Annotated in this window: 25 protein-coding genes and 1 pseudogene; 11 read left to right on the top strand and 15 right to left on the bottom strand. The window is 57.9% G+C overall.

Translation table 11 applies throughout. The annotated features are described in order from the left end of the window. Positions 1–155: 155 nt before the first annotated feature. Positions 156–1,268 carry an alanine dehydrogenase gene (ald, locus tag P6U28_RS38330; protein ID WP_407120985.1) on the bottom strand — a complete coding sequence of 371 codons (1,113 nt, stop codon included), beginning with the start codon at positions 1,266–1,268 and terminating at the stop codon, positions 156–158. A 243-nt stretch (positions 1,269–1,511) separates the two neighbouring features. Here ald and P6U28_RS38325 point away from each other — a divergent pair, with 243 nt between their 5' ends. After that, positions 1,512–1,757, top strand: a complete 246-nt coding sequence (locus tag P6U28_RS38325; protein WP_407120983.1) for a hypothetical protein — start codon at positions 1,512–1,514, stop codon at positions 1,755–1,757. 203 nt (positions 1,758–1,960) lie between these two features. Here the strand turns inward: P6U28_RS38325 and P6U28_RS38320 are convergent, their stop codons facing one another. The 4 genes from P6U28_RS38320 to P6U28_RS38305 form a co-directional block, all read right to left on the bottom strand. Continuing rightward, a complete protein-coding gene (locus P6U28_RS38320; protein WP_407120981.1) occupies positions 1,961–2,662 on the bottom strand; it encodes a hypothetical protein in 702 nt (233 codons plus the stop codon). A 397-nt stretch (positions 2,663–3,059) separates the two neighbouring features. Further along, positions 3,060–3,251 carry a hypothetical protein gene (locus P6U28_RS38315; protein ID WP_129143691.1) on the bottom strand — a complete coding sequence of 64 codons (192 nt, stop codon included), beginning with the start codon at positions 3,249–3,251 and terminating at the stop codon, positions 3,060–3,062. A 375-nt stretch (positions 3,252–3,626) separates the two neighbouring features. Continuing rightward, positions 3,627–4,346 (bottom strand): hypothetical protein, encoded by a 720-nt coding sequence (locus P6U28_RS38310; RefSeq protein WP_407120979.1) that lies wholly within the window; start codon positions 4,344–4,346, stop codon positions 3,627–3,629. A 519-nt stretch (positions 4,347–4,865) separates the two neighbouring features. Next, a complete protein-coding gene (locus tag P6U28_RS38305) occupies positions 4,866–5,390 on the bottom strand; it encodes a type IV secretory system conjugative DNA transfer family protein (protein ID WP_407120977.1) in 525 nt (174 codons plus the stop codon). A gap of 559 nt (positions 5,391–5,949) precedes the next feature. Here P6U28_RS38305 and P6U28_RS38300 point away from each other — a divergent pair. Together P6U28_RS38300 and P6U28_RS38295 are read left to right on the top strand one after the other, a co-directional pair. Continuing rightward, the gene (locus P6U28_RS38300) at positions 5,950–7,068 is read left to right on the top strand and encodes a hypothetical protein (RefSeq protein WP_407120975.1); all 1,119 of its coding nucleotides are present in this window, start codon (positions 5,950–5,952) and stop codon (positions 7,066–7,068) included. Between the two features lie 1,296 nt (positions 7,069–8,364). Continuing rightward, positions 8,365–8,916, top strand: a complete 552-nt coding sequence (locus tag P6U28_RS38295; protein ID WP_407120973.1) for a MarR family transcriptional regulator — start codon at positions 8,365–8,367, stop codon at positions 8,914–8,916. Positions 8,917–9,033: 117 nt separating this feature from the next. Here the strand turns inward: P6U28_RS38295 and P6U28_RS38290 are convergent, their stop codons facing one another. Beyond that, complete coding sequence (locus P6U28_RS38290) at positions 9,034–9,333, bottom strand: tyrosine-type recombinase/integrase (RefSeq protein ID WP_407123158.1); 300 nt, start codon at positions 9,331–9,333, stop codon at positions 9,034–9,036. Between the two features lie 88 nt (positions 9,334–9,421). On the opposite strand from P6U28_RS38290, the gene P6U28_RS38285 reads away from it, so the two are divergent. Continuing rightward, positions 9,422–9,832, top strand: a complete 411-nt coding sequence (locus P6U28_RS38285; RefSeq protein WP_407120971.1) for a hypothetical protein — start codon at positions 9,422–9,424, stop codon at positions 9,830–9,832. A 206-nt stretch (positions 9,833–10,038) separates the two neighbouring features. Here the strand turns inward: P6U28_RS38285 and P6U28_RS38280 are convergent, their stop codons facing one another. Further along, positions 10,039–10,350 carry a helix-turn-helix domain-containing protein gene (locus tag P6U28_RS38280; RefSeq protein WP_407120969.1) on the bottom strand — a complete coding sequence of 104 codons (312 nt, stop codon included), beginning with the start codon at positions 10,348–10,350 and terminating at the stop codon, positions 10,039–10,041. Positions 10,351–10,624: 274 nt separating this feature from the next. Continuing rightward, positions 10,625–10,897, bottom strand: a complete 273-nt coding sequence (locus P6U28_RS38275) for a hypothetical protein (protein WP_407120967.1) — start codon at positions 10,895–10,897, stop codon at positions 10,625–10,627. On the opposite strand from P6U28_RS38275, the gene tnpA reads away from it, so the two are divergent. Genes tnpA through tnpC form a run of 3 tightly spaced genes read left to right on the top strand, consistent with a single transcriptional unit; the run spans position 10,890 to position 13,381 of the window. Further along, positions 10,890–11,351, top strand: a complete 462-nt coding sequence (gene tnpA / locus P6U28_RS38270) for an IS66-like element accessory protein TnpA (RefSeq protein WP_407120965.1) — start codon at positions 10,890–10,892, stop codon at positions 11,349–11,351. The genes P6U28_RS38275 and tnpA overlap by 8 nt on opposite strands. Further along, positions 11,348–11,698, top strand: coding sequence for an IS66 family insertion sequence element accessory protein TnpB (gene tnpB / locus P6U28_RS38265; RefSeq protein ID WP_407120963.1), 351 nt, complete (start codon positions 11,348–11,350; stop codon positions 11,696–11,698). Before tnpA ends, tnpB begins: the two co-directional genes overlap by 4 nt. Positions 11,699–11,752: 54 nt before the next feature. Beyond that, positions 11,753–13,381, top strand: a complete 1,629-nt coding sequence (gene tnpC / locus P6U28_RS38260; RefSeq protein WP_164937306.1) for an IS66 family transposase — start codon at positions 11,753–11,755, stop codon at positions 13,379–13,381. Here tnpC and P6U28_RS38255 read toward each other — a convergent pair whose 3' ends face one another. The 6 genes from P6U28_RS38255 to P6U28_RS38230 form a co-directional block, all read right to left on the bottom strand. Beyond that, positions 13,382–13,771: a hypothetical protein gene (locus tag P6U28_RS38255; RefSeq protein WP_407120961.1), complete on the bottom strand. Its 390-nt coding sequence runs from the start codon at positions 13,769–13,771 to the stop codon at positions 13,382–13,384. A 363-nt stretch (positions 13,772–14,134) separates the two neighbouring features. Beyond that, positions 14,135–15,370: a hypothetical protein gene (locus P6U28_RS38250; RefSeq protein WP_407120959.1), complete on the bottom strand. Its 1,236-nt coding sequence runs from the start codon at positions 15,368–15,370 to the stop codon at positions 14,135–14,137. A 13-nt stretch (positions 15,371–15,383) separates the two neighbouring features. Beyond that, positions 15,384–15,776 (bottom strand): hypothetical protein, encoded by a 393-nt coding sequence (locus tag P6U28_RS38245; protein WP_407120957.1) that lies wholly within the window; start codon positions 15,774–15,776, stop codon positions 15,384–15,386. 528 nt (positions 15,777–16,304) lie between these two features. After that, a complete protein-coding gene (locus P6U28_RS38240) occupies positions 16,305–16,799 on the bottom strand; it encodes a hypothetical protein (RefSeq protein ID WP_407120955.1) in 495 nt (164 codons plus the stop codon). Between the two features lie 167 nt (positions 16,800–16,966). Further along, positions 16,967–17,473 carry a hypothetical protein gene (locus P6U28_RS38235; RefSeq protein WP_407120954.1) on the bottom strand — a complete coding sequence of 169 codons (507 nt, stop codon included), beginning with the start codon at positions 17,471–17,473 and terminating at the stop codon, positions 16,967–16,969. A 179-nt stretch (positions 17,474–17,652) separates the two neighbouring features. Then, positions 17,653–17,955, bottom strand: a complete 303-nt coding sequence (locus P6U28_RS38230) for a hypothetical protein (protein WP_407120953.1) — start codon at positions 17,953–17,955, stop codon at positions 17,653–17,655. A 218-nt stretch (positions 17,956–18,173) separates the two neighbouring features. Here P6U28_RS38230 and P6U28_RS38225 point away from each other — a divergent pair. From P6U28_RS38225 to P6U28_RS38210, 4 genes and pseudogenes are all read left to right on the top strand, one after another. Beyond that, positions 18,174–18,543, top strand: a pseudogene (locus P6U28_RS38225) (hypothetical protein). A gap of 12 nt (positions 18,544–18,555) precedes the next feature. After that, positions 18,556–19,317 (top strand): hypothetical protein, encoded by a 762-nt coding sequence (locus P6U28_RS38220; protein WP_407120952.1) that lies wholly within the window; start codon positions 18,556–18,558, stop codon positions 19,315–19,317. A 466-nt stretch (positions 19,318–19,783) separates the two neighbouring features. Continuing rightward, on the top strand, positions 19,784–20,494 hold the full coding sequence (locus P6U28_RS38215) for a hypothetical protein (protein WP_407120951.1): 711 nt from the start codon (positions 19,784–19,786) through the stop codon (positions 20,492–20,494). Between the two features lie 132 nt (positions 20,495–20,626). Continuing rightward, the gene (locus tag P6U28_RS38210) at positions 20,627–21,400 is read left to right on the top strand and encodes an HNH endonuclease (RefSeq protein WP_407120950.1); all 774 of its coding nucleotides are present in this window, start codon (positions 20,627–20,629) and stop codon (positions 21,398–21,400) included. A gap of 163 nt (positions 21,401–21,563) precedes the next feature. Here P6U28_RS38210 and P6U28_RS38205 read toward each other — a convergent pair whose 3' ends face one another. Beyond that, positions 21,564–23,687, bottom strand: a complete 2,124-nt coding sequence (locus tag P6U28_RS38205) for a prolyl oligopeptidase family serine peptidase (protein ID WP_407120949.1) — start codon at positions 23,685–23,687, stop codon at positions 21,564–21,566. Between the last annotated feature and the right edge of the window lie 168 nt (positions 23,688–23,855).

Here is a 23,855-nt window from a genome sequence, read left to right as displayed (position 1 = left end):
TCACGCTTTAAAAGGGGCCAAGCCAACAAACACGAATTCTCGGCTTCGGCTGAGCAAGGTTGCAAGCCGCATATTCTTCGCGTCCTCAAAAAAAGGGCCACTCCAAGGAGCGGCCCTTAAGTGAGGGAGGAAACGTCCCATAGGGACTTCTGGGATCAGGCCGCAGCCTGTTCGATCGGGGAGAATGGCAGGCCAAGGCTCTCGGCTACAGTCTTGTAAGTGAGCCGGCCGCGATAGATATTGAGGCCAGCGCGCAGATGCGGATTTTCGAGGACCGCCGCGAAACCCTTATTGGCCAGCGCCAACCCGAACGGCAGTGTGGCATTGTTCAGTGCTTGGCTCGACGTGAGCGGGACGGCTCCGGGCATATTGGCGACGCAATAGTGAATTACGCCATCAACCTCGTAAGTTGGATCCGCGTGCGTGGTGGGGCGCGATGTTTCGAAGCAGCCCCCTTGATCGATGGCGACGTCAACGATGACGGAGCCCTTGCGCATTGAGGTCAGCATGCTGCGGCTGACGAGTTTCGGCGCGCTTGCACCGGGAACGAGGACCGCGCCGATGACAACGTCTGCTGCAAAGACTTCCTCTTCGACGGCGTCTATGGTCGAGAATCTGGTACGGACGCGGCCTTCGAACAGTTCATCCAGCTCGCGAAGGCGCGGGATCGAGCGGTCGAGGATCGTGACCTCGGCACCCAGGCCGGCGGCTATTCGGGCTGCATGGGTCCCAACGACGCCGCCTCCGATCACGACGATGCGAGCCGGCTGCACGCCAGGAACGCCGCCAATCAACAGCCCCCGCCCGCCGGTATAGCGCATCAGGGCACTGCCTGCCGCTTCGACCGCAAGCCTTCCCGCAACTTCGCTCATCGGCGCAAGCAGCGGAAGCCCGCCCTGCGCATCCGTCACCGTCTCATAGGCGATGGCGGTGCATCCAGATTCGAGGAGTCCCTTCGCCTGTTCCGGGTCTGGCGCCAGATGCAGGTAGGTGAAAAGGATCTGCTCCTCTCGCAGCTCAGTCCATTCGGAGGGTTGCGGCTCCTTCACCTTTACGATCATCTCGCTGGATGCGAAGACCTCACGAGCTGAGCCGACAATCGATGCGCCGGCGTTGCGATAATTGTCATCGCTCGCGCCAATGCCGGCACCCGCATTGGTCTCGACCAGTACACTGTGACCGGCAGCTACATATTCTCGGACGGCGCCAGGGGTTAGACCCACGCGGTATTCGTGCGTCTTGATTTCCTTAGGCACCCCGACCTTCATATGCAATCTCCTCGTTGGACGCCCCCTTCTAGTCGAAAGGCCAAGTTGTTTCTCTGCAAAATCGGGAAGAACGGGCGGCATAACGGCGAGAATCTTCGCTCTACGAGGGCATCTTGCAGAATTCCAAACAGTCGCTGCCCTGTCGTTTCTCAGGGTCGCTGCGCGCGGCCAGAATCCGATTCTGGCGAGTGGCCGCTCGGGCTGGGCAGCTCAGTTCTTGAGGCATGCGCCACAAGCGTCCGATTGCTGCTGATGATCCAGCCAAAGGCGAAGGTGCGCCTGCCCGTGGCGTTTTCCCGCCCAGAGCCGGCTCAACGGCAGCAGCGCCAGCGCAGCGACGCCAGCTGTTCCTGCACCACGGGCTCGTTGCAGTCGTGCAGTGGTATCGAGCGCGCGCATGACGACGGCAAGAGCTTCAACGTCGATCTGATCGGCCTACCCGGCGGCGGACGGCGCGTCATCCGCGTGCGTAAGGAAGCCAGCGGCTGATCATGTCAGGAGCCTGAGGACACCGACGTGGCTCTGTGCGATTCTTCCCGGAGCAGCGGCGAGGCGCGCTGGCGTGGCAAGGGAGACCATCCTCAAGCCTTGGAATGGTTGAAGTCCGTTGAGAGCTGATGACCCGCAAGGTGCAGAGCTACTTGCCCGCATTGGAAACGATGCGGGGCACTTTTGTTGGACTAATTTCGGGATCATCCTTTAGGTTCGCTGCATTTCAGAGATGCATCAGAAGTGGTTGCCTTTGCTGGTGAAGCACCTCCTACGGAGTTTTTGAGCAGATCGCCAAACCTTTGTTTCTCCTCGGCAGGGCCGATTACCGCCCAGTACGAGACGATCGTGCAGTGCCCATTCTTGCCGTGGCCCCACCCAGTAAGGTTTCCAATGAAGATGTCGTCGTTATCCGTTTCGAGCCGCTGCCCAACAAATGCGCCCATCCCTAGCTTGTCAGTACTCGAAATGTACGTGAACATCAAAAGATCTCCGGAACGGGAGCCCTTCACTTTGAAGTTCCGGGGATTCCCTTTTCTGTTGGTACGCTCGGCAACGTCTCGATCCTGGATCATCCTTCCAGAGGCCAGAACGTGCCGGGGCACTAGGAATTCGTATTGATCAGCAGGACCATCAGAAGGATCAGTGTAGATGTACAGCGCCTGCTCAAGACTCATCAGCCGTATGAGCCAAGGGATGACGTTTTGCTCGAACGGGTCACGAATAAAGCCGACGACGACAGCTGCCACGACAAAGCCTAGCGCTGCTTTCAGGCCCTGACGCGCCAGATCAGGCGCCAGCGGCCGCACCGCGTCGCGAGCCCGCTTCCAATAGCTTTTTGCGAGCAGAAATCTCGGAGGTAATACAAGCTCTTTGCCAGCTCGTGCCTTGCGCGACTTACCCATGCTCCCACCCCAAAGAACTTCTCGGGCGCAAAACGCCCGAGAAGCCTTTTGCATCCTTAACCGCCGCAGAGCGTCGAGTTTGCCCTGACGATGACCGGTGCCGACGGACGAGAGCTGCGCATCAGATCCTCCATGCGAGCAGTAGAGTTGCTCGCTCTCATCATGTTGGAAGGCGAAAGAAGCGGTTCAAGAGAGTCGATAAAAAAACCAGAGCTTTCCATCTAAGTGCCGGATATTATTTGCTTCCCACCACCTACCGCATCGCAAACAACTACTATAGTCTTATGCTTTCCGCGACATTACAGGCGCGCCCTACGCCATCTGCCATTCGAAAACACCGAATCTCGGGCAACTCGAGTTGGAGAATTTCAGGCGTTTCGCCACGACCTCCGCGCTCCTACCAGTCCAAAAATACAACAACCGTCTGACAAAGAGCCGAAGCACCAGCTGCACTAGCAGCCAAGGCATTGAAGGTGCTCTGCAGGTTATAGGCAGCTCCCAGCGCGTTGAGCTTTTCAGCCTCTTCCCTCATCCCAATCGTCCCTTTGACTCCGGCAAACTTGTTTCCTGAATTCACCTTCGCAGACAAGAACCACAAACCGGCGGCCAGGATCGCTAGAGCGGCTCGCCAAATTGAAGAAGTGCTTCGCAGTCAATCTTTCCCCCGTATGTTTGCTAGCCGCGGGGCCATCTAACGGCAGCGCACCTTCGCATAAATTGTGCAGCCCTGCGTCCCGTCGCAGAACAAAACCTCTTTCCATCCGGAGGGGTCACAGTCTCCCTCCCAGCATTTATGGTCCGGAGGAAGGGTGCTGCAATCCCGGTGCGGGCCCTCGCGCAGGATACCGGCGATGGCTCTCGCCCTCATTATTGCTTGCGCCTCTTCAGGCGTCTTCCGCTCCGTTGCGTAACCCAGCTGATGCGCTTCCTCGACCGTCTGCGGAATCCCTACGGCGTCTGCCATTTACGGCCCTCCTTTGCGAATGGCTGCCGCGGCGGCTTGTCCGATCAGTGCGGCGTTGTGGATTGCGGCGGCTTCGGCGGCGGCGTCCCCAGGCGGCGCGATGGTGATGGTCACCTCGTGAGTACGTGTGCGCGTAGCGTTCAAGAATGGAGAGTCCGGGTTGGCCTTAAACTCCACCAGCTTCCACGTTGGCGTAACCGAACTACCATAAACAACCACGAAGGTCACCTCGTAGCTGAATGCGCGGTAAGGACCAATGATTGTTCCTGGCACGGTCGATAAGAAGATCTTCTTATCCAGGAACTGGCCAATCTTGAGATCTCCCTCGATCAGTAACTCTCCTGCCTTCTCGCACGGATTTACAACCGGCCGAGCTGAGCGCAGCTCCCTGAGCGGGTAAGTGAAGGAGATCGTTTCTATTCTTGTCGCTTCTGAAGAGGCATTCCCTCCAGCGCCGAGCGTGAATGACCTCGTATCGGAAAGAGTTCGCACCCGCGACAGGCCTGGGTTCGCGCTGCCCTTCTCATCAACAGTCAACTTTAGAGTAACTGTTGCCAGCCAGTGTTTGATCCAATCAGCCTTGTTGCCGCTCCGTTGACCCGCCCCATAGTATTTCCGGATCGCATCATCCACTCCCTTGTGCAGCTCGCACTTGATGTGGTTGATGATACGATTCTCTGTAATTTTCTGGGTTTCAGGAGGCTCGTGCCACTCCTGCATCTTCGGGACGTAAGCCCCGCAGCCCCCGACGAAAAGGGCAATAGCTGCCGCGCAAAGCAGAAGCCCACAAATTCGCATGATGAAAACCGCTCAACGAAAACTAAACCACTGCATGTCGACACACTCTCGGCTTGGTCGCAACGGCTCCCGATCGGACCGAATCAGAGAATCTTCAGTTGTGCTTTCGCAAACCTTGGGTTGAGCACCGCTCAGCTTGCACTTGCGACGCCGCCAAAACGCGAAATCGCTTCTGCCGGTAAGACAGAGGATCAGGCGATCCTTTTATCGTGGCCTGCAGCCAACCAGCATCCCTCGCACAATCTGAGAAGCCACAGCCTGATCGCGCCTTGAGTCCGATTTGATCACCCGCGTACGGTGCGAAACGTTAGGCGGTTGACCTTCCTGGCCAGCAACGCAAATCGCAGTATGTCGGAGCGGTACAGCACGATGGAGCGCTTGCCCGGAAGCCTCAGGATTTCCGTGGGTCGAGCAGCCATCAGCTTCGCCGGCGCTTCGGCGTCATGCCGCCCATGCCAGGTGCCGGTTCGCACCATGTCCGAGCGGATTGAATTTGTCCGAGCAGCGGGGTTTCAGGGTGTCGAGCGCACGCACCCTACCCATCTTCTGTCGCTGGCGCTCCGTGAAAGCGCGGTTTTCGCCCTTGATGTCCGTGCAGACGACCGAGCCCTTGTAGGACAGAGGTTGATTATAACCATGCCTGTTCCTTTGCCTGCGCCCATCGGCCCGAAGACAGGGACCATGCCGTCCTTGGTTGAACCGCAAAAAAGAACGGCCGATCCGGCCTACTATTGGTCCATTCTCCCTCCGTACGCCGGATAGAACATTTCCCAGTTGGTGGCTGTGCCGAGAGCACGGGCGCAGCCTCCGCTGCCCAACACCACAATAATGATTTTGCCAAAGAACAATCCCGCATGCACAAGCAGGAGAAGGGTCAGCAGGGTTTTGCGGAGGCACCACCACATGCCTCAGCTTGACCGTGACAGAATGATGTTGGCCAGCCCTGAAGACCAATGCGGAAGCCATTTCCGCTTCCAGCCTGATCGTAGCGTCCCAACGGTCCGGTTTGGTATTACGTGGGATACCCGTCGTAAGGGGACTTGGCATTGGCACCGATGGCCCCGCTTACAAGAACACGTCGGCGCTCATTTGGGTCTGCATTGCGGATCGGTGTGCGCAGCAAGGGCAATCTCATCCGGAACGCAATAAGTGGTGCCATCGTAGAAAGAGACAATCTTGACCAAATGCTCTGACGCCACTGCTTTTTGAATCTATGGCTTCCATATCCATCGCAGTGTCGTGGTCGTCCGATTTGAAAAGATAGCCGTATCGGTCCATCTTAACCTGAACTGCTATGCCGGCAAAGGTCTGAACTGGTGTTGGCTTAGGTCGCCCACGATCCAGCCGGCCCCCGCGAAGGCCGCAAGGCGCGCTAATTGAAGCGCAATCCGGCATCTTGCCGCGTCTCTCGAGCAAAGTGTGGAGATCGGGCAGGCCCACCGAATTCTCTGAGTACGTCAGCTTGTCGACAGCTGGTCCTAATAGAGCGAGAACTAGAGAGCGACACATTCGAAGCGAGGGGGACATGGACCCATTTAACAGCATCAACCCATTCGACCCAGAGTTCTCTGCTTACAACGCCGCGATGCCGCAAGCGCAACAGCAGCAAGCGGAGTTTGAGCCGTACTTGGATGAAGTGCCTCAGCTTGGTACCTCTGCCGTCGCAGAGGATCCGGCTTCTCCTGATCCCTACTATCCTCATCTGTCTGAAGAAGGCCTTAGGCTCGCCGAGGCCTTCGGACTTGAGCACCAGAGGGCCGACGGTTCTCATTCCGAACACGCGGTCACCGGACGCGAGGACGCCGCTGCCCTAATGGACGAGGACTACACCGGCCAGTTGAGGCCTACGAAGAGGCAGAGGACAGTAAGCCAGACGGAAGGCGATGCCATTGAGCGCCAGCCCCGCGACCCTAGCAATTCAGCCGCTCGCGAGCTGATTGAAGACGCCGGCACACCGTTTCGGGCCAGCGGGCCGTTGATCCTTCCTGCGGAAGAGTACGATCAGGATCTGCTGTGGGCGATGCTGGGAAACGCCGGCTCATCGTCGTCTCTCGAGGCAACCGCCCCTCATGACCACGCCTTGGATTCAGAAGCGGCCGTTCGTTCCGTCAACGCGCGGCAGGAAGACCAGCGCACGTCAGCTGCGCATGAGGGTAGCAGCATCCCGCCGAGCCAGGACAGCCCACCGGCTCCTTTCATAGTTCATAACGATCGCTTCACGGCGCTGTTCGTACCCGCGGCGGCAATGAGGGGCGGCTCTCCACTCAATCTATCAGGCGCAACCATTCATTTCGGATCTCGACCGGAAAGCGTTTCGCAGCCGAGCGCACAGCCGGCGAATCGGCTCTCGCCAGCACTGCTTGCGCAGACGGTGGAGCAAGCCGCTCCGGCGTCCGCCAGAGCTGAGACGACGCCGCTCGCGGCCCGCGAGATTTACGCCGCATCATTCGCCGTTCCTGAGGGCTTTTCGCACGGGACCCAAGCCGCCCCAATCACAATGATCTCAAAGCTCGCCCGCTGGGGCCTCTTGCCGGACGCAGCGGAGCCGATGAAGCAATACGACATTCGCGGCGAGCGTTACACGGCTCTCTTGGGGCCGGGCGGACCGAACGACGTTCGGCTCATCCACCATCCACAGATGTAGACACCAGGGACAGTCGCTACGTGAGTGGCCAGTCCAGATAGCTCAGGTAGCGGATTCGTTGATGGACGCTAGCTTGCTTCAGCGACACTTGCGAGCTTAGTGAGGTTCTGTGCGGTGCGGATGAGCGCAGCCGGCCCCATGAACTTGCGGGCGCCATCGTTTAGCGGCTCCTTGTTGAGCCGAACAGCGATGGCCCCTTTTGTTTGCGAAGAGGGGGGATCACGCTGCGGGCTGCTTGCGGCGAGGTGATAGTGCAGAAAACTCGGAGGTGACTGCCGCCCCCCTCAGGGGGCCGTCGTCGCTATAATGTGTGTCTTTCTGGCGAGGCACAGGGAGGAATGGGCGTTGACGCATTCGGCCGATGCTCTTACCGCGAGAAAGCCCAGCGCCGCGCTGAGAGTCTACAGGACACGACCGCTCGCCTCTTTAATCGGCGCGGATCTTTACCCGGAATCCCACCGACCTGCAGCCCCTTTCCAGCATCACCACGATCGCGGTGCCGCGGAAGGCGACCCGGAGCATGCAGCCGAAACGAAACGCGAGGAACTCCAAATTGTGGTGAAGGCGCGGATCCCCTACCAGTTCGTGCAGGAGATTTCGCAGCTCACGTCAGTTAGCTTGCTGGGTGTTGGTTACTTTGGGAGATTTCTTCGGTGTTGATTTTGAAACCATTTTGAAGCCAGACCAGTTTGGCGGTGTTGGACTTTTCTCCGCGACTTGTTTGGCTAAAGGCGCGTTATTTCACAGCCCGTGACGTACAACCTGGTGAAGAACTTACTTGCGATTACTTGTCTTTCGATTCAGGGTGTGACTTATCGTGGAATAAGGAGCCATTGTCGACCTCCGGCCCTGCTTTCGAAGCAGCGTGGAGCCGGCTCCGACAGGTTGATCCTGCGCTGTACGCGTTGTTCTAGTGATTCAGTGAGCAGCTCTCGACACCCTAAAAATTCTCGCCGTCCAATCGCGCGGCGGAGCAGTGTGGCTTTTGGAGCGGACGCGCGATGTTCAGGGCGTTACACGCTGTAATCGGGTACAAAAGCGGTTCATGAAGCCAGAATTCTGCATATGGAAATGGTTTTTTGAGTGATTTCACCGGGATGAGTGTGTGAAGCTGCTTTGCACCTAGGCAGCTTCGGCACCGGACGTGTCTGCAAAGAGGGTTGGCACGGAAGCGAGTTGGTGGGATTGCTTATTGACCCGAGATTCGACGCTTCGAACTCGGCGCATATGTTGTCCCCGGCAACTGCGCTCTGCTCGGCCCGGAATAGTTTTAAGATAGAGGCGCCCTGAAATCTGATGCCGTCCAAGCTGCCAGGATTGAAAAGACGGCTCGAGAAGAGCCCTGTCGCGAGTCAGGATGTACTCAGGCGATTCACGTGGGAGATCAGAGCCATTAACCTGTGTCTGGACGACCTTCGCTATTTCCAGGCCCATGCGCTGGGCATCGCTGCACCACAAATGATGATCTTGATGGCGCTGATCGACTTGGAACAGGACGGCGGAGTTCCGGTCAACGTGGTTGCAAAGTTGATGAAAGTTGAGTCGGCCTTCATTACGAGGCATTCGAAACAGCTTGAGGATAAGCGATTTGTGCGACGTAAGCGCTGCGCGAGCGATGCACGAATTGTCAATCTGTCGCTAACCGACAGCGCTCGCAGACAACTTGCGAGCATCGCGGCGCAGCAGGAAGAACTCGATGAGTTTGTTTCTGGTTATCTAGACATTACGAACTTTGCAAAGCTGGCTAGTTGCCTTAGCGGAGTCAGGCAACGGCTGGAAAAGGCTCGCCTGCACGCCGCGTTGAAGATGCAAGAACCTTCAAGAGAGCAGCAGCTGCGGGACGCCTAGCCGGTCAACAACTTGAGCCCCAGGAACCTACTCGCCGCGGCGATCACAACGAGCACAGCCCATCCTGGATCTGGAAGGTTTGACGCTGTTTCCGATTTCGATTGTTAGGTCAGCGCGTTATCCCACTTCGCGGAGCTTGGATTGGGACTTTTTTTGGGACTTTGCTACGCGTTCGACAGCGTCAGCCACATCCTCGTCAAGCACATGGGCATAGCGCAGCGTGCTCTTGATGTCGCGATGGTTCAATGCCTTTTGCGCGAGCTTGAGGTTGCCGGTCTCGCGCAGCACCTTGGTGCCGAAGTCATGACGGAAATCGTGGAAGCGGAAATCCTGCACTCCCGCCCGCGCCCGTAGCTGCCAGGCCGCCTTGGTGCCGTTGTAGGTCATCGGGTAGCGTTGACCCCTCACCCGCTCCAGCCGCTTGTGGCCGTACTTCGCGACGTAGGTGAACACGAACTCGGGGTGCTGGCCCTCCAGCGGGAGCAGGATGTCCCGGATAGTGTCGGTGATTGGGAACACCGCGCCTGCCCCCCTTGCCGGTACGCACAATCTGCTTGGTGCCGAAGTTCACCTCGGACCAGCGCAGCGTCACGCATTCCTTGAAGCGCAGGCCGCTTGCCCGGACAAGTTCGAAGAACGGGCCATAGTCGGCGCGCATGGCTTCATCGAATGCCGCCGCCTCGCCGTCCTGCAGCTCCCGCACCCGCTCCTCCGGCTCAGGCAGGAACAGCTCCGCCCACTTCGGCTCGTTCTCGAACTGCGCGCCTTCGTCCTTAGCGAACGAGAACAGCCGCCGCAGGACCGCGATGGTCGAGCGGTTGACCGTCGAATTCGTGACCAGCGGCAAGGCGTCCTTTTGCTCCTTGGTCAGCTTGCCGCGCCGCGTGACGCGATGACTGCGCCGCCATGCCACTAGTTGCTTAGCCTTAGTGTGGTCGATGTCGGTGAGCGGCGTCACCTTGCCGAAATAGCTCACAAGCCGTGCGAGGTTGGTCGAGGTTGCATCGGGATCGGCATCGTACTGGGCGCGATCAGTCCATAGTCGCGCGGCAACGTCGTCGATCAGCAGCGACGTGCGCGAGCGCTTCATCGCCTTCGCGAGCTTCTTGGCGTCCTCTCGCTTCAGGGCTTCGACGGCTTTCGCTTCTTTGCGAGTTGTGCATTCCGTAGGGCCGTGAAACCGATGACCCCCAAGCCAGAAGTCGTATCGATAGAAGGTCGAGTTTTTGGGCTTCCAGATGGACATGCTTCCCGCCTCCGTCGCCGCTCGATCAAATCGTCAAGGTCCGCTTCAGTGTATCGTCTCCGAGGCCGTTTCGATCCGCGCCCCATGTTGATGAAAGAAATCTCGCCATCGTGAACCAGCGCCGCAAGCTGATCGGCGGTGATGCCGAGCCTTGCGGCGGCTTCCTTGCCGGTCAATAACCGGTTCATCGACTTAAACTTCCAAAATTAGGTCGTTTCAATTTGTCCGGTAAGTCCCGTCGCGATGCAGGCAATCTAGCCCTTGCTCCCCTTCCGACCGGTTCGAATCGTTAAGACAACGTTAGCGGTGCACAGGTGGGCACTCCATTTGTTGATGATGGGTGACGTGCGGGGGCCAATCACCGCTTCGAGCAGTTTGGAGCCAGCTTTCAGCTCCTCCGGCGTGGGCCAGACGCGTTCGGGATAACTGATCTTGTGCTTCTTGGCGCGATTGCGCGTGGTGTCATAGGCTTCCGAAGCCGCACGCAGAAGAATGCCAGCTTGGCGTGATCAAAGGCGCCATCGCGCGGTCGCCGATGGCACCGACCCAGAGGACATAGCGGGCACGTTTTAGAAGCATCGAGCGGAGATCGAGCAGATCGCAAGCGAGCAGTTCGATGCAGGCAATGAGATGCCGGTTGTTTGTGAGCGTCATCCAGGGACCACGCACTGAGGGCTGATCTGGTCGGCTAAGAATATCTCGCGGAATGGTTTGTCGCGGGGTCACAATGTCCAAGGATAGTCGTAAGGATAGTCGTAAGGATAGCGATAAGGATAGGCATACGTCTATCCTTGAAGACGGCGCCGACACGCTGCAGCGCATCGAGATCATCACGGGGACGGGCCGGCGTCGGCGCTGGTCGACCGACGCGAAGGCGGCGATTGTTGCGGAGAGTTTTGCGCCGGGGGCGAGCGTGTCCGCGGTGGCGCGGCGGCACGATATCAGTCCAAGCCTGTTGTTTCTCTGGCGTCGCCAGGCAACGCAGGCGCAAGTCGCGGAGCGCGGGGACAGAGGCATGCTACCTGGCTTTGTGCCGGCCGCGATCATCGGCTGCGGGAGCAAATTGCCGAGTGGGGAGCAGGCGGCGATCGAGATCGAGGTCGGCGCGGTTCGGATCCGTGTCAGGGGGACAATCGACCGGCGGGCACTGTGCGAGGTGCTGGCGGCAGTCGGGGCGATTGGTCGATGATCGGGCTTCGATCTGGGTTGTCGATCTGGATTGCGACGCAGCCGGTCGATTTCCGCCGCGGCATGGACTCATTGGCGATGCTGGTGAGCGAGGCCTTTGGAGCCGATCCGTTCGACGGCGGACTTTATGTCTTCCGCTCCAAGCGCCGAGATCGCGTGAAGATCCTGACCTGGGATGGGAGCGGCCTTGTCCTTTACTACAAAAGAATCGAGGGACAGTTCACCTGGCCGCCGATCAAGGGAGGCGTCATGCCGCTATCTCATGCTCAGCTCTCGGTGCTGCTCGATGGCTCGGACTGGAAGCGTCTGCCGATGCGAGTTGTGGATCAGCTACTACGAGCTGGTTGATCCTTATTAAGAGTCGTTCGTCACTCATGCGGAGTTGTTGTAGAATCACTCTGCATGAGTGATTTGCCTTTCGATCCAGCATTGCTCCGTCAAACCGTGATAGTGCTATCGTCACGGCTTGCGGCGTTGTCGGCGGAATGCAGCTCGCTTTCGGCCGAGCGTGATGCGGCAATCGCCCAACGCGACGCTGCGATCCAGGAGAACGACAAGCTCCTGATGATCCTGTCCCAGTACAAGCGCACGATCTTCGGTCCCCGCTCCGAGACACTGGATCTCGGACAGCTGTCTCTCTTCACCATCACGGCACAGGCGGTTCGTGCCGCCGCCAACGACGACGTGACCGGAGGCAGGCTGCCCGACGGAGCGGAGGACCGTGGAAAGCGACCGGCGCGACGCAACCGTGGGAAGCTTCCGGAGCATTTGCCGCGCATCGATGTCGTGATCGATATGGAGAGCCAGATCTGCCCCTGCTGCGGCGAGCAGCTGCACAAGATCGGGGAGACCGTCAAGGAAGCCTTCGACGTCATTCCGATGCAGTACCGGGTCAAGCGCATTGTGCGCCCGCGGTACGGCTGCCGGGGATGCCGCCAGGGTGTCCTGCAGGCACCCGCGCCGGCCCAGGCGATCGACGGTGGGATGGTGACGGAAGCGTTGCTGGCCCACATCGCGGTGATGAAATACGGGTACCAGCTGCCGCTGTATCGCCAGGAACAGATGTTTGCCGCCCAAGGCATCACGCTCGACCGGCAAACGCTGGCCTCGTGGATGGGCCGCGCCGCCTGGTGGCTGAAGCCGCTTCACACGTTGTTGCGCGACACAGTGATGTCCTACCCGCGGCTGTTTGCCGACGAGACGCCGCTGCCAGTTCTCGATCCCGGCCGTGGCCGGACCAAAGTCTGCCAGTTCTGGGCGATCGCCACCGATGACCGTCCGTGGGGTGGCCCGGCGCCGCCGGCGGTGGTCTACATGTTTGCCGAGGATCGCAAGGCGATCCGCGCCAAGCAGCTGTTCGGGGACTACCACGGCATCCTGCAGGTCGACGGCTATGCCGCCTACAAGGGCCTGATCAAGAACGGCGGCCATCTGGTGCAGCTCGCGTTCTGCTTTGCGCATGCGCGGCGGAAGTTCTGGGACGTTCACGTCGCGACGAAGTCGCCGATTGCCGCGGAAGCGCTGCAACGGATCGCGATGTTCTACGCCATTGAGGATCGCATCCGCGGTCTGCCAGCGGCGCATCGGGCTGCGGTGCGGCAAACCAACACCAAGCCGCTGATCGAGGACTTCAAACCCTGGCTCGAAGCGCGACTGCTGGAAGTCTCGAAGAAGTCCGGTCTGGGCAAAGCCATCCGCTACACCCTCAACCATTGGGACGGCCTGACGCGCTTCATCGATGACGGACGCATCGAAATAGACAGCAATACGGTCGAGCGCAGCATCAAGCCGATAGGCCTGGGAAAGAAGAACTACTTGTTCGCCGGCAATGAAGGCGGCGCCGAGACATGGGCCATTCTCGCCTCGCTCATCAACTCGGCAAAGCTGCAAGACATCGACCCGCGGCACTATCTGACCGATGTTCTCGAGCGCATCGTCTCTGGACGCACCAAGATCAATCAGCTGAACACGCTGCTGCCGTGGAATTGGAAGGCCGAACGCGACGGTTCGGAGGCAAAGCTCGCCGCTTGATCAGTTCGACGGCAAGGCGTCAGGAACTTCCTGCGCATCGCTGGCGTCGTCGTAGATCTCTTCGCGGATCACGCGCAGCGTCACCTCGTGCAGATACACTTGCAGCGCACCCTCCAGCTCGGTGAACTCCGGCAGCAGGACTCGATCGACGAAGCCTCGTGATGCACGGACCATCACCGTGTTGCGTCGCTGCCGGTGATAACGAAACGGCCGCAGCCCATATCGGCGGCAAAGCGCCAGAAAAAGATGCCGAGACCATTGGTCGGGAAGCGAGAATTGCTGTTCGATCGGTGGATCATGGCGAGCGAGTTCCTCGACCCTAGCTCGCACCCGCTGCAGCGCGGCTTCCGCCGCAAGGCGCTCACCAGCAGTTCCGGCACCTGCGAACAAGGCCTCGATCTTCCGAAGCTTCTCGCGCAGCTGCGACTCGCTGGTCATTCTGATCTCGTTACCCGCTCCGAACCAGGGGCACCCCATCACCGCGCGCCGGCGGCGTCAATCATCCCGACCGCGCTATCCAAAGCATTCCGCGCAAGTCAAGCCCGGGCACCGGTGATACTATCGTGACGCTCACGGTTGTTTGGGGCAGGACGCCGCCGTCCCCTGAGAGGAGAGAGCGGAAGTGAAGTCGGTTTATGGCCCTTGGCTGACCTCCACCCAAAGCGCCGTCATGTCCGCCTCCGAGCGGTAAGCTGACCAAAATGACGCTGGCTTCGAAAGGCAGCCTTTGACCCAAATCGGGCCATACAAGACTCACTGGCCTGACGGTTTGTTTGGTGATCGAGCACTATCTTCCGCAATTCGCTCAGCAAGCTGCTTATTGAATACTCTAATACTTTCTTCGGCGTTCTCAGGAGATGTCTTTCGATAGAGCGCTTTCATAGGCATCGTCATCAAGCTATCGCCTGCCGTTAGCATGGCAGCCTCCTCAGTCGCCAAACGAGCCCTCCATGCCCACTTTCTACACTTCAATATCGACCACACAGCCACCAAGAACATCGCTGCAAAAAACCATAGGCTCGCAGAAGATGTCAGCGAACCACCATACCACGCTGCAATCACAATTGCCGCGTCGATCAAAACGAACCCTGGAGCGGTCCAGATAGGGCGTCTTAACGGCGACTTCTCACGTTCCAGCTCCGCTAGCAACCATCGCGCGTTGCGAAGCCTGTAGGACCACTCAAACCTGGGGAAATTAGTCAACTCACAGTAGTCGGTGTAGCGAGCAATCAAACTGCTTAGAACTTCAAGCTGCGCCTCACGACTGTCTAGGCGCACGATGCCAATGGTGTCTGCGAACCCCTCGCGTTCCGCGAGCAAAAGCGTGGGTCGCGAGATGACGAACAAGTACCCGATCACCAAAATTGCAACAACCCACTGAACTGTGCTCACGAGCAGAAGTGCTAGCCCCACCGCGTTGACAATCAACGGCGCACGAGAATACAGGTACATTACTTGCTGCCTAAAGCTAATGTCATAGAGATGGGCCAACTCGTGGTTCAGGCTAAATAGATCGAAGGGGTTGCTCCTATCGAACCGCCCGTCCAAAACGACGAACGCAGGGCCAACAAACGTTGGGTATGCCTTGCATGCACCCAATCTCTCATTGCCCATATAAACAAAGCACCTTGCTAGCGGTCTCCAGTAGGCCGAGGCCACGGCTTGAAGGTGGGGATCTCGTTTGAATTTGTGGCTTTGGAAGAATTCTATGTCCGGAACAAAATTCCGAATGTCTTGTTCAACCAAGTCAGCCGCTTTGCGATCGGTGGTGAAATCATGGATGAATTGATAAGTATTGGCTGCTGATTTTCGAAATGAAATGCTGATCCATGAGGAGCTAATTGCTACGAATGCTAAAAGGAATACCAATCCCGACGACCAGTTCGGCGACTGAATAAGGCCAAAAGTAACGATCAAGGCTAGTGGATTGAACTTTATCGCACTAACCAAATGAACAACTAGTCCACAGGCTTTCGCGATAAAGCGCATTGTAGTTAAGCCCTCAATTCAAGAGCCCGATCGAATCAGAGATTGCCTTTACCACTTGGCCAAGGTCACGTTGGATAACCTTGTTTTCGAGTTCACCAGGGGAGGTTTTCGAATATTCTTCCTTAAGTGCCTCAGGTGACGGCGCCGCCCCCTGCTTTTCTTTTATGAAATAGTATAACTCTATTAGAGACCTGCTCACCTTTATTCCGACAAGCAAGATCTCTGCTGACGCAATCCAGTCAAAGCTATCTCCATGCTTCGTTTGCTTGAACAGCGTCTTTTCCTGGCCAGTGGACTCTGCCTCGATCAAGGTTTCGAGGGTCATAGACCCCTTGATTGCTTGTACGTGCGCCGGCCATACAGTCGCAACAACCTCAGCAAGCCGATCGCGCTGCGAAGAATCCATGTCTACCTCCACCATTTGTTTTCGCTGAAAATCATTGGGGTCCAACCGCGAAATACGAAGCCGCGAAGAGCAGTCTGGTACAGATTACGCGATCTGACACCCAACCAAACAGGCTGTGTCCATTGCCAAATCAGCATTCGATAGCAGTGCGGGGCCGTGGTGCAATGCTGCTGCCTAGAACAATAGCGTGACAAACGTGATCGCCGGAGTCAATTCCTAGGAGGGGATCGGGCGGTTGAATTCGACAGGGGAGCGCGACTACGGCCTGATACTGCCGGTCGCGCCGCTTTGACACCAGCCCCTCCAGACCGATGTGACATGCCGCTCGAAACAGATCAGGCCCAAGCTCGCCCCGCTCAAAGGGGTTGATGAAGACGCCCTCAGGACGTCGCGCCAGCAGGCGCTCCAAGCTCGCCTTCTGCGTCGACAGAGGGAGCATGCGGAGGTCGTCACCGCCTTCGGCCAATGAAATCGGAGACACCATCGACGCCGAGCACGACCGCTTCCATGGGGTGAATGGCCCACGGTTCATGACGCGTTCAGCTTGGCTTCGATCAGCTCCCAGCGATCACGAAACTCAGTAACATCCCATCCGCTTACCGATGTGAACGGTGGCAAGTGCACCGTCCGCACCGTAGTTTCGTTGCGAGCTTGGCCTTTCGCTCCCGCTGTAGCGAGCCACTGCTGGTGCGCTCGGGTAACGTTCTCCGCCATAACACTGTCGGGAATGACGTAATACTCGAACGGTCGTGCTGAGCCCGGCTCGGGAATTCCGCCAAGCACCCAAAAGAAATTGTCGCCGAAGTTTCGCTCGGCCTTCTGTCCCACGCTACAAGTACGTCGGCCGGGGACGAATGTCTTTACCTGAATATGGACAAACCGAGTGCCAGCAAGGTTGCTGCACAAGATGTCGGTATTGGGAGTATTGCCGAGGGTGACAACAGCACAGTAGCCGCGACGACATAGTTCACCCGCAACAAAGAATTGACTGGCGTTGCCTCGCGCGCTTTTGTCAGAGTTCATATGGCATGGCTCCGGTCACGCTGAGTTATCATTAGCCCGTACGGCTGCGTAGTGTGCAGGCGCTCCTTCCAGTTGCTTTCAAGCCGGATCACTTCGTAGGCTCCATGGTGGGAGGGACCAATTCGAGATTGCCCGAGGCTCGCCAAGAGGATCGCTTGAGCACGAGTTTACCTAGCGCTGTTCGTGATCATCCCATTCCGTGGAAGTGAAGGAAGTATTTCGAGCATAGCATTGTGAAAGCGTGTTTGCTGTCCCATGCCGGGAAATGGCACGCCATATCGTGGAGCATTGCTCCCAGCCGCCTTTGCGGCCGCCTCGACAATGCTCTCGATACTGATAAGCATAGAAACGATCGCGAGAGGTTGATAGGCAGCAATTCGATCTCTTAGGCTGTCCATGGCAGCGAGACACTTCGCCTTACGTCCGGCAGGAGACAATTTGTCCACGGGCGTGAGTACTAGGTCATCAAGGAACCAGCCGTACGCCTTGAAGCGATCTAAAAACTCCCCGTCGGCGGGGCCGAGCGCTGCCTCTGTGGCACGCTGCATGTGCCGTAGCATGGCGTTGTTGCCAAAATAGAAAAAATCGCCACTGGCTGGCGCGCTCTCACCCACAAACAGCGTGGTAATTCGGTCTGGACGATAACTCGCCCGGATAAACTCAACGTCCATCATTCTTTGCCAATCCCGAAGTTGTAGGGTGATTGATCGTGATCTGCGTAGCGCGGTGCTGCAACGGCTTGGACGAGCTGCGAGGCTAAGGTTTGGTGCGTTGCACATGTGCAGTCTTTGGCGCTCTCCGGGAGACATTCTACGCGGGGACGTCCAGTTGAGAAGGCACGCTGGATTACAGTTTAGGCCGCACCGCGCAGTAGCCATGAAGCGCCTCGTCCGGTGTGAGCTTGCCCGTCACACACCCGCTTGCACAGCGCGTTCAGCCTTTCCCAGTTAAATTTCGGGTGTGCGTCTGCAAGCTGGGACCATGCCCGGCTCATGCCGCCCCCGCGCTGCTCCGGTGGAAGAGGATCGCACTTGTTCGCAGGCACCGCGCAATTGTCGAACAACTTGCCGTGATACTGGCACTCGTAGTCCTTGTAGGTCTCGGCCGCGACCGGCGTCGCGATCAGAAGGCTCAGTGCAATTAGTTGCAATTTCATCCCTCACCTCCTTGGAACGCCCCGCTCATGCGTTCTCGATCGTCAATGAAGTAGATGCCGACGATCCCGGATGCGCAACGACCGCAGAATTACGGACGATCTAGCTCGCTTTAGGTTCGCAGTGCAGCATGGCATTAGGGCGGCCTAAGCGTCGGTGCGGTGTATCAGCTAGCAGCTAGAGGAGTAACACCACCGCACGACCGGATAGTCGCTTTTAGGTGGGCGAAAGGAACAAAGGGCGCCTCCTCCCCAACAGATGCGCATCGGCAGAGCGGGCTACGGAGGCGCGCAAGGTCGCCGACCGGCTTGCCTGCGAAGCCTGGAATAAGCGTATGCTTGCCTTCCAAGGACCGGCCCAGCCGTCGCCAGCGCTCGGGGATGCTCTCAACGCCGGGTACCTATATCTCGAAGTGAAGTGTGTCTTGGCTGTGAGACCCGCCGATCCACGAGCTGGAACGCTACATGCGTTGCAAGGACTGCTCGCAGGTGCGAGGTTATCCGCACAAGCGCAGCCATCTTATTGCGCTGCGGCCGAAGAAGATTTCGGCGAGCGATCCGCCGTCAACGTGGTGGCCGGGGGAACGATGAAAGGTGACGGGAATGTCCAAGAGTTGGGGGGCCGTACTGCGCGGCGATGATAATGATCTCCAAGACTGGTGCGATATGCTCAAGCCCCCGTTTGACCCGTGGGTCGAGGTACATGGCACCGACCATGTGTTGCGATCAGCTTCCCTTGATGACCTTACATCAGCAAGCGAGGTGCGCGACCGCGTGGTCGCTCACATTGAACGATTAAATGGCGCTATGTCAGTGATGAGAGATTGTCAGCCGCTCCAGTTTTCTGGTGTTGCCGAAATTACGCCCGAAGGCAAAGTTCACCGAACAGTTTTCGCCCAGGGTTTCGGACGTTTGCGATTGAGAGCTGCCGCTGCGACTGTGACGGTAGGCGCTGACGGCAAACCAATGCCACAGCCACCTCCCATACCAAGCGAAGCGCAAAGCTGGGCGGCGATCGCGGATGGCGATGATCTTTTGGAGGATGCGCTGATTTACTTTGGTCGAGCGTTCCCGCCCGACCCGGCGCGCCCACCAACATTTTGGTTCGACCTCTACAACGCCCTTGAATGTCTGATGCAGAGGTTTGGTGGTGGTGAGACCGCCTTCCTCGCTCTGGATTGGGCTCCGCGTAACGAAGTGAAGCTGCTCAAACAGACCGCGAATTGGTCAAGGCACGCTCGCCGGAAAAATCCAGCGCCCTCAAACCCAACGACCGAGGAACAAGCGAAGGTCTTGCTGAGGCGCCTGCTGCGCAAGGCATTTGAAGCCGCAGCGACGGTCCCACCGCCTTTGAGCCAAGCCTGATCCCAGAGATGTGCAATCTTTAATCGATCACCACCAACCAAGCCGCCATCCTAGCGCTCTTCCGCAGAGTCAATCGCTGCGTCGGCAATTTGCAGTCGATGCCCGGCCCCTCCCCCCGACTGTCCCGATCCTGTGACCCACAACACGGGGCCGTAAGATGTCGCGGGTGCGATGGTGCGCACGACGTTTCGGGCCTTGGAGTTTAATGTCGCACGTACAATGAACGCGTGCTAACTTTCTCAAGATTTTTATGCCGGTTTAATGCCACCCAGGTTCAGTGCCATCGGGGGGACATAACGATGTTTGGCGATATCGTTTTAATCTACGGCGATGAGAAATCGGCAAGTCGTGTCGGGCAACGTGCATTTATCACGATGGATTGCCGATCGCCACGCACGCCGCGATGTTTATTGGGAAGTACACTCTATTTCATTCTGTGAGAACGGGCGTCGAGGAGACGGTTTTCATGGAGGTGATGCACCCCAAGGCGAGTTACCGGATACTGCGATTTGCGCCGCTACACGCTTTCTTGGTGCAGGATGATTTCGCAAATCTTGGCTTGTTTCAGAATGCGTTTGTTGCACTAGCGGGCGATCAATACAACCTGCGTATTACCCGGAAGCGCCATCAGAGAGTGTTCTGCTCTGAGTTGATTGGCGAGATATTCTCAGCATGTGGCTTTACGACCCTTGGGAGTTCCCACAAACTACTGCCCACCGAGATCGACCGAATCGCAAGAAGAGATCCGATTAATTGGCTCGATATAACGGCCGAACAGAATGAAAAGTTGAAATCGTTAACTGCCTACAAATTGTTTCATGACAGCCGAATTCACCCTGGAGCGAGCGCCGGCCTGATAAAGGCAAAGAGGCACGTACTCAGAGAGCGCCTCAAGCATAACGCAGCGATGGGGAACGCCAAGCTGGTGGCCGGTTTGAAGCACTTCGGTACGACCAACGCGAGGGATTATAGCGATCCATTTGCTGGTTACAACTTAGTTCCTCTGACGCCCGAAGAAAGGAAGCGACGCATCCGACCCGACGGCATCGAATTCTGGTTCAGGGCACAGGTGATGCTCATGACAGCGGATCAACCGGTAAATTACTTCTTCGACACTTGCCACCCCCCGTTCACCGGCCCGTCCGAAGCCGAGGCCGATGATTCCGATGACGGATGAGGAGCGCTCAAGATAGCGATGCGTGGGCGAAGAAGGAAGATCGGACGGCGGTTGAGGGGATTGGACCGTACGTCCACGTAGAAGTCCCCCGAAACCGTTGCATCTGGCTCACGGGGCTGCCACTCTCCAGGCATGGCAATCTCAGTCAAAACGCAGAAGATGTTGTGGGGACGCGCCGCAGGACGTTGCTCTCACCCTGAATGCCGGATCGATCTTTACGAAGACGAGACCGAAACTGATGACCCCACGTTAGTTGGCGAAAATTGCCACATGGTCGCAGAGAGCAATGATGGTCCTCGCGCAGACCCAACAATTCCGATGGAGCGGCGCAATAGCTACAACAACCTTATCCTTCTCTGCCGTAACCACCACAAGGTGATCGACGCGCAAGTGGGAGAATACACGCTCGAACGTCTGCGCAAGATCAAAGCAGATCATGAGCAGTGGGTGCGCGAACAACTCGGTTTCGATGCCGAAAAACAAAGGGAGGATGAGTATTACGCCGAAGTCGTTGATAAGTGGGCCGAGATGGCTGGCTTGGCTACTTGGACCGCTTGGACAAGCTGGGTTCTTGGCGGTGGCCAGCCTTCGATTGAGGCATCAATGGACGAAAAGTTGCAACAGCTTCGTCCTTGGCTCCTCACTCGCATTTGGTCTGGACGCTATCCCGAGTTGGAGGATGCGTTTAAGAACTTCCTCCATGTCGCGAACGATTTTTATAACTGCTTCCATAAACATGCTGAGAAGCGAACGGATGATTTCGGGGACTTGATGAGAAAGGCGCTATCCCTATCCGCATCCGCACTGCCAATGAAGCCACGGGATCGAGAGGCTAACGCATCGGCTTTGCTCTCGGGGCTCTTCACACCAAATGCCTCGTGGGTATTAACGAGAAATCGGCCTTGAGTGATCTACCCGGACTGATAGGCGAGACTGAGGGCGTAGCTGGATCGCTCGTATTCATCCCCAACATAGTCTGCGCAGAATGAGCAAAGACGGGCTTGCTGACACCGCTGCCGAAAACTTCGTCCGCCAAGCTCATCATTGAAGTAGATCTTAGTCCTCGACATCACTCATCGACAAGCCGCCGGGATGCATAAGTATATTCCAAAGAAATCCGGCGTGCCTGTTCAATGAGGTTGGCGGCGGCGCTATGCCCCCCGTCGATATTCTCATAGTAGAGGTACGGTTGGCCCAACGCAGCGAGCTTCGCCGCCGCCTTGCGGCCATGCGCTGGATGCACGCGGTCGTCCTTGGTGGACGTGAGAATGAAGGGGGCCGGGTAGGTCTTGCCTGGCACCAACCTCTGATAGGGCGAGTAGGCCTCGAGCCACTTGCGCTGTTCGGGAATGGTGGGATCGCCATACTCGCCGATCCAGGAGGCTCCGGCGCCCAGCTTAGTGAACCGAATCATGTCGAACAGCGGAACTTGTAAGATGGCCGCATTGAAGAGCTCGGGTCGTTGGGTGATTGCTGCCCCTACCAGGAGGCCTCCTTGGCTACCGCCGACTACGCCCAGTCGGCGGGGAGAAGTAATTTTGCGCCGGATCAAGTCCTCCGCGACAGCGATAAAATCATCCCATGTGCGCTGCTTCGTTGCTCCTTGAGCAGTCTGGTGCCATTGCGGCCCGAACTCACCCCCGCCGCGCAGGTTCGCGACAACATACGCGTTGCCCTGCTCGAGCCAGAGTCGTCCGGTGAGGCCCACGTAAGAGGGGATGAGCGGAGTCTGAAAGCCACCATAACCATAGAGAAGCGTTGGAGTTGATCCGTCAAACCTTGCACTCTTGGGTCGTAGCAGAAAGTAAGGAATGCGGGTGCCATCGCGCGAGATTGCCTCGAACTGTTCGACGACAAGTCTGGAGGCGTCGAACCTCGGAGGCGTCGCTTTCAGTGCCTCAAGGCGTTCGGTTGCCGCGTCGAAGTACCAGAGCATCGTCGGGCTAAGAAAGCTGGAGACGGTGAACATCGCCTCGTCCGTTTCATGCGATGCTGCAGCCAGACCGACGCTCGCATTCTCTGGAAGCGGGATCGGCGTGGCCCGCCAGGCGCCCTGATGGTACTTGTAGACGAACGCCTTACCCTGAACATTGTCGAGAATCGTTAGGATTAACAGGTTTCTTGTGGCGGTGAATCCGCTGAGCGCTTGTCGAGGCCCAGGCTTGAAAACGAGCGAGGGTCTGGCGCGCAGCGGATCCTGCTTCCATTCGGCCAGGTCATACGAGATGATCGAGCCAGCTGAGAAGGGGGTCTCTCCGGATGGTGGCATCCAGTCTTCGTTGAGTGTGACCAGCAGGCGACCACTGGCGATGGCCCCGATGGTCGCCTTCTTTGGCAGATTGAGCTTAGTCGGCTTGGCCCCAAAGAGAACATACTCATGTTCGAACGAACTGATGCCGCGCACCGCGCCGGTCGCATGGACCCTGCCTTCACTGTCGCGCAGCACGAATGGACTGGCCCCGACATCGGTCGGCTCGCCACGGAAGACCTCGCGCGCTTCCGCGAGCGACTGACCGCGCTTGAGCTCCTTCACGACGAAAGGGTAACCGGCTTGCGTCATGGTCCCTTCGCCCCAATCTCGTGCAATTAGGACCGTGTCGCTGTTTACCCAAGTGACCTGCTGTTTTCCCTCGGGAAGTGCGAAGCCGTTCGTGACGAAGGTTTTGGCGATAGCGTCGAACTCCCGGACGAACACAGCGTCCTTTCCGCCGTCAGACAAGTTGAGCAAGCATAGGCGCTCTTCGGGCGGAAGGCAGCTCACCCCTTTAAGGACCAAGTTTTTCTTATCCGCGTCGGCGAGAGCATCCACGTCGAGGATGGTCTCCCATCGAGGGCTCTGGGTGCGATAGCTTTCAAGCGTCGTGCGTCGCAAGACGCCGCGCACCTGGTTCTCGTCCTGCCAGAAATTGTCGAGGCCGCGCCGTCCCAATGAGACGTACGGAATTCGGTCCCTGGCCTGAAGAACGTGGAGCGCTTCCCCGTAGAAGCGCTGGTAACGTGGATCAGATTGGAGCGCACTGAGTGTCTTGTCGTTCTCGGTGTGAGCCCAATCCAATGCGCGCGGCCCTTCGATTTCCTCAAGCCAAAGAAAAGGATCCTCAGCCCCGCTCGCAGGCGCTAGCGCATGCGACAGCCCCGCGGCCATCAAACAGCTCATGGATAGCGACGCTGCGAGAAAAAGCGAATTTTTCATGGGAGTGTCCTGAAGTTAGCCAGGCGGACTTGGGCCTCGTCCTAGGTGAGTGGAAGCATTTGAAAGATGCATACTCCGCTTCAAAGAGCTGGCATGCGGGAACCGCGTCCGTTGGCTTCACATGGTGCAAGCAGCGTGCCGCTTGAAAATTGGAGGTTCTCCAGTCGT

Origin of the sequence: Bradyrhizobium sp. STM 3561, assembly GCF_045571455.1 — a bacterium.
Classification (GTDB): domain Bacteria; phylum Pseudomonadota; class Alphaproteobacteria; order Rhizobiales; family Xanthobacteraceae; genus Bradyrhizobium; species Bradyrhizobium vignae.
The sequence above is the reverse complement of the archived record's forward strand: the minus strand, read 5'-3'. Positions and strand labels throughout refer to the sequence as shown.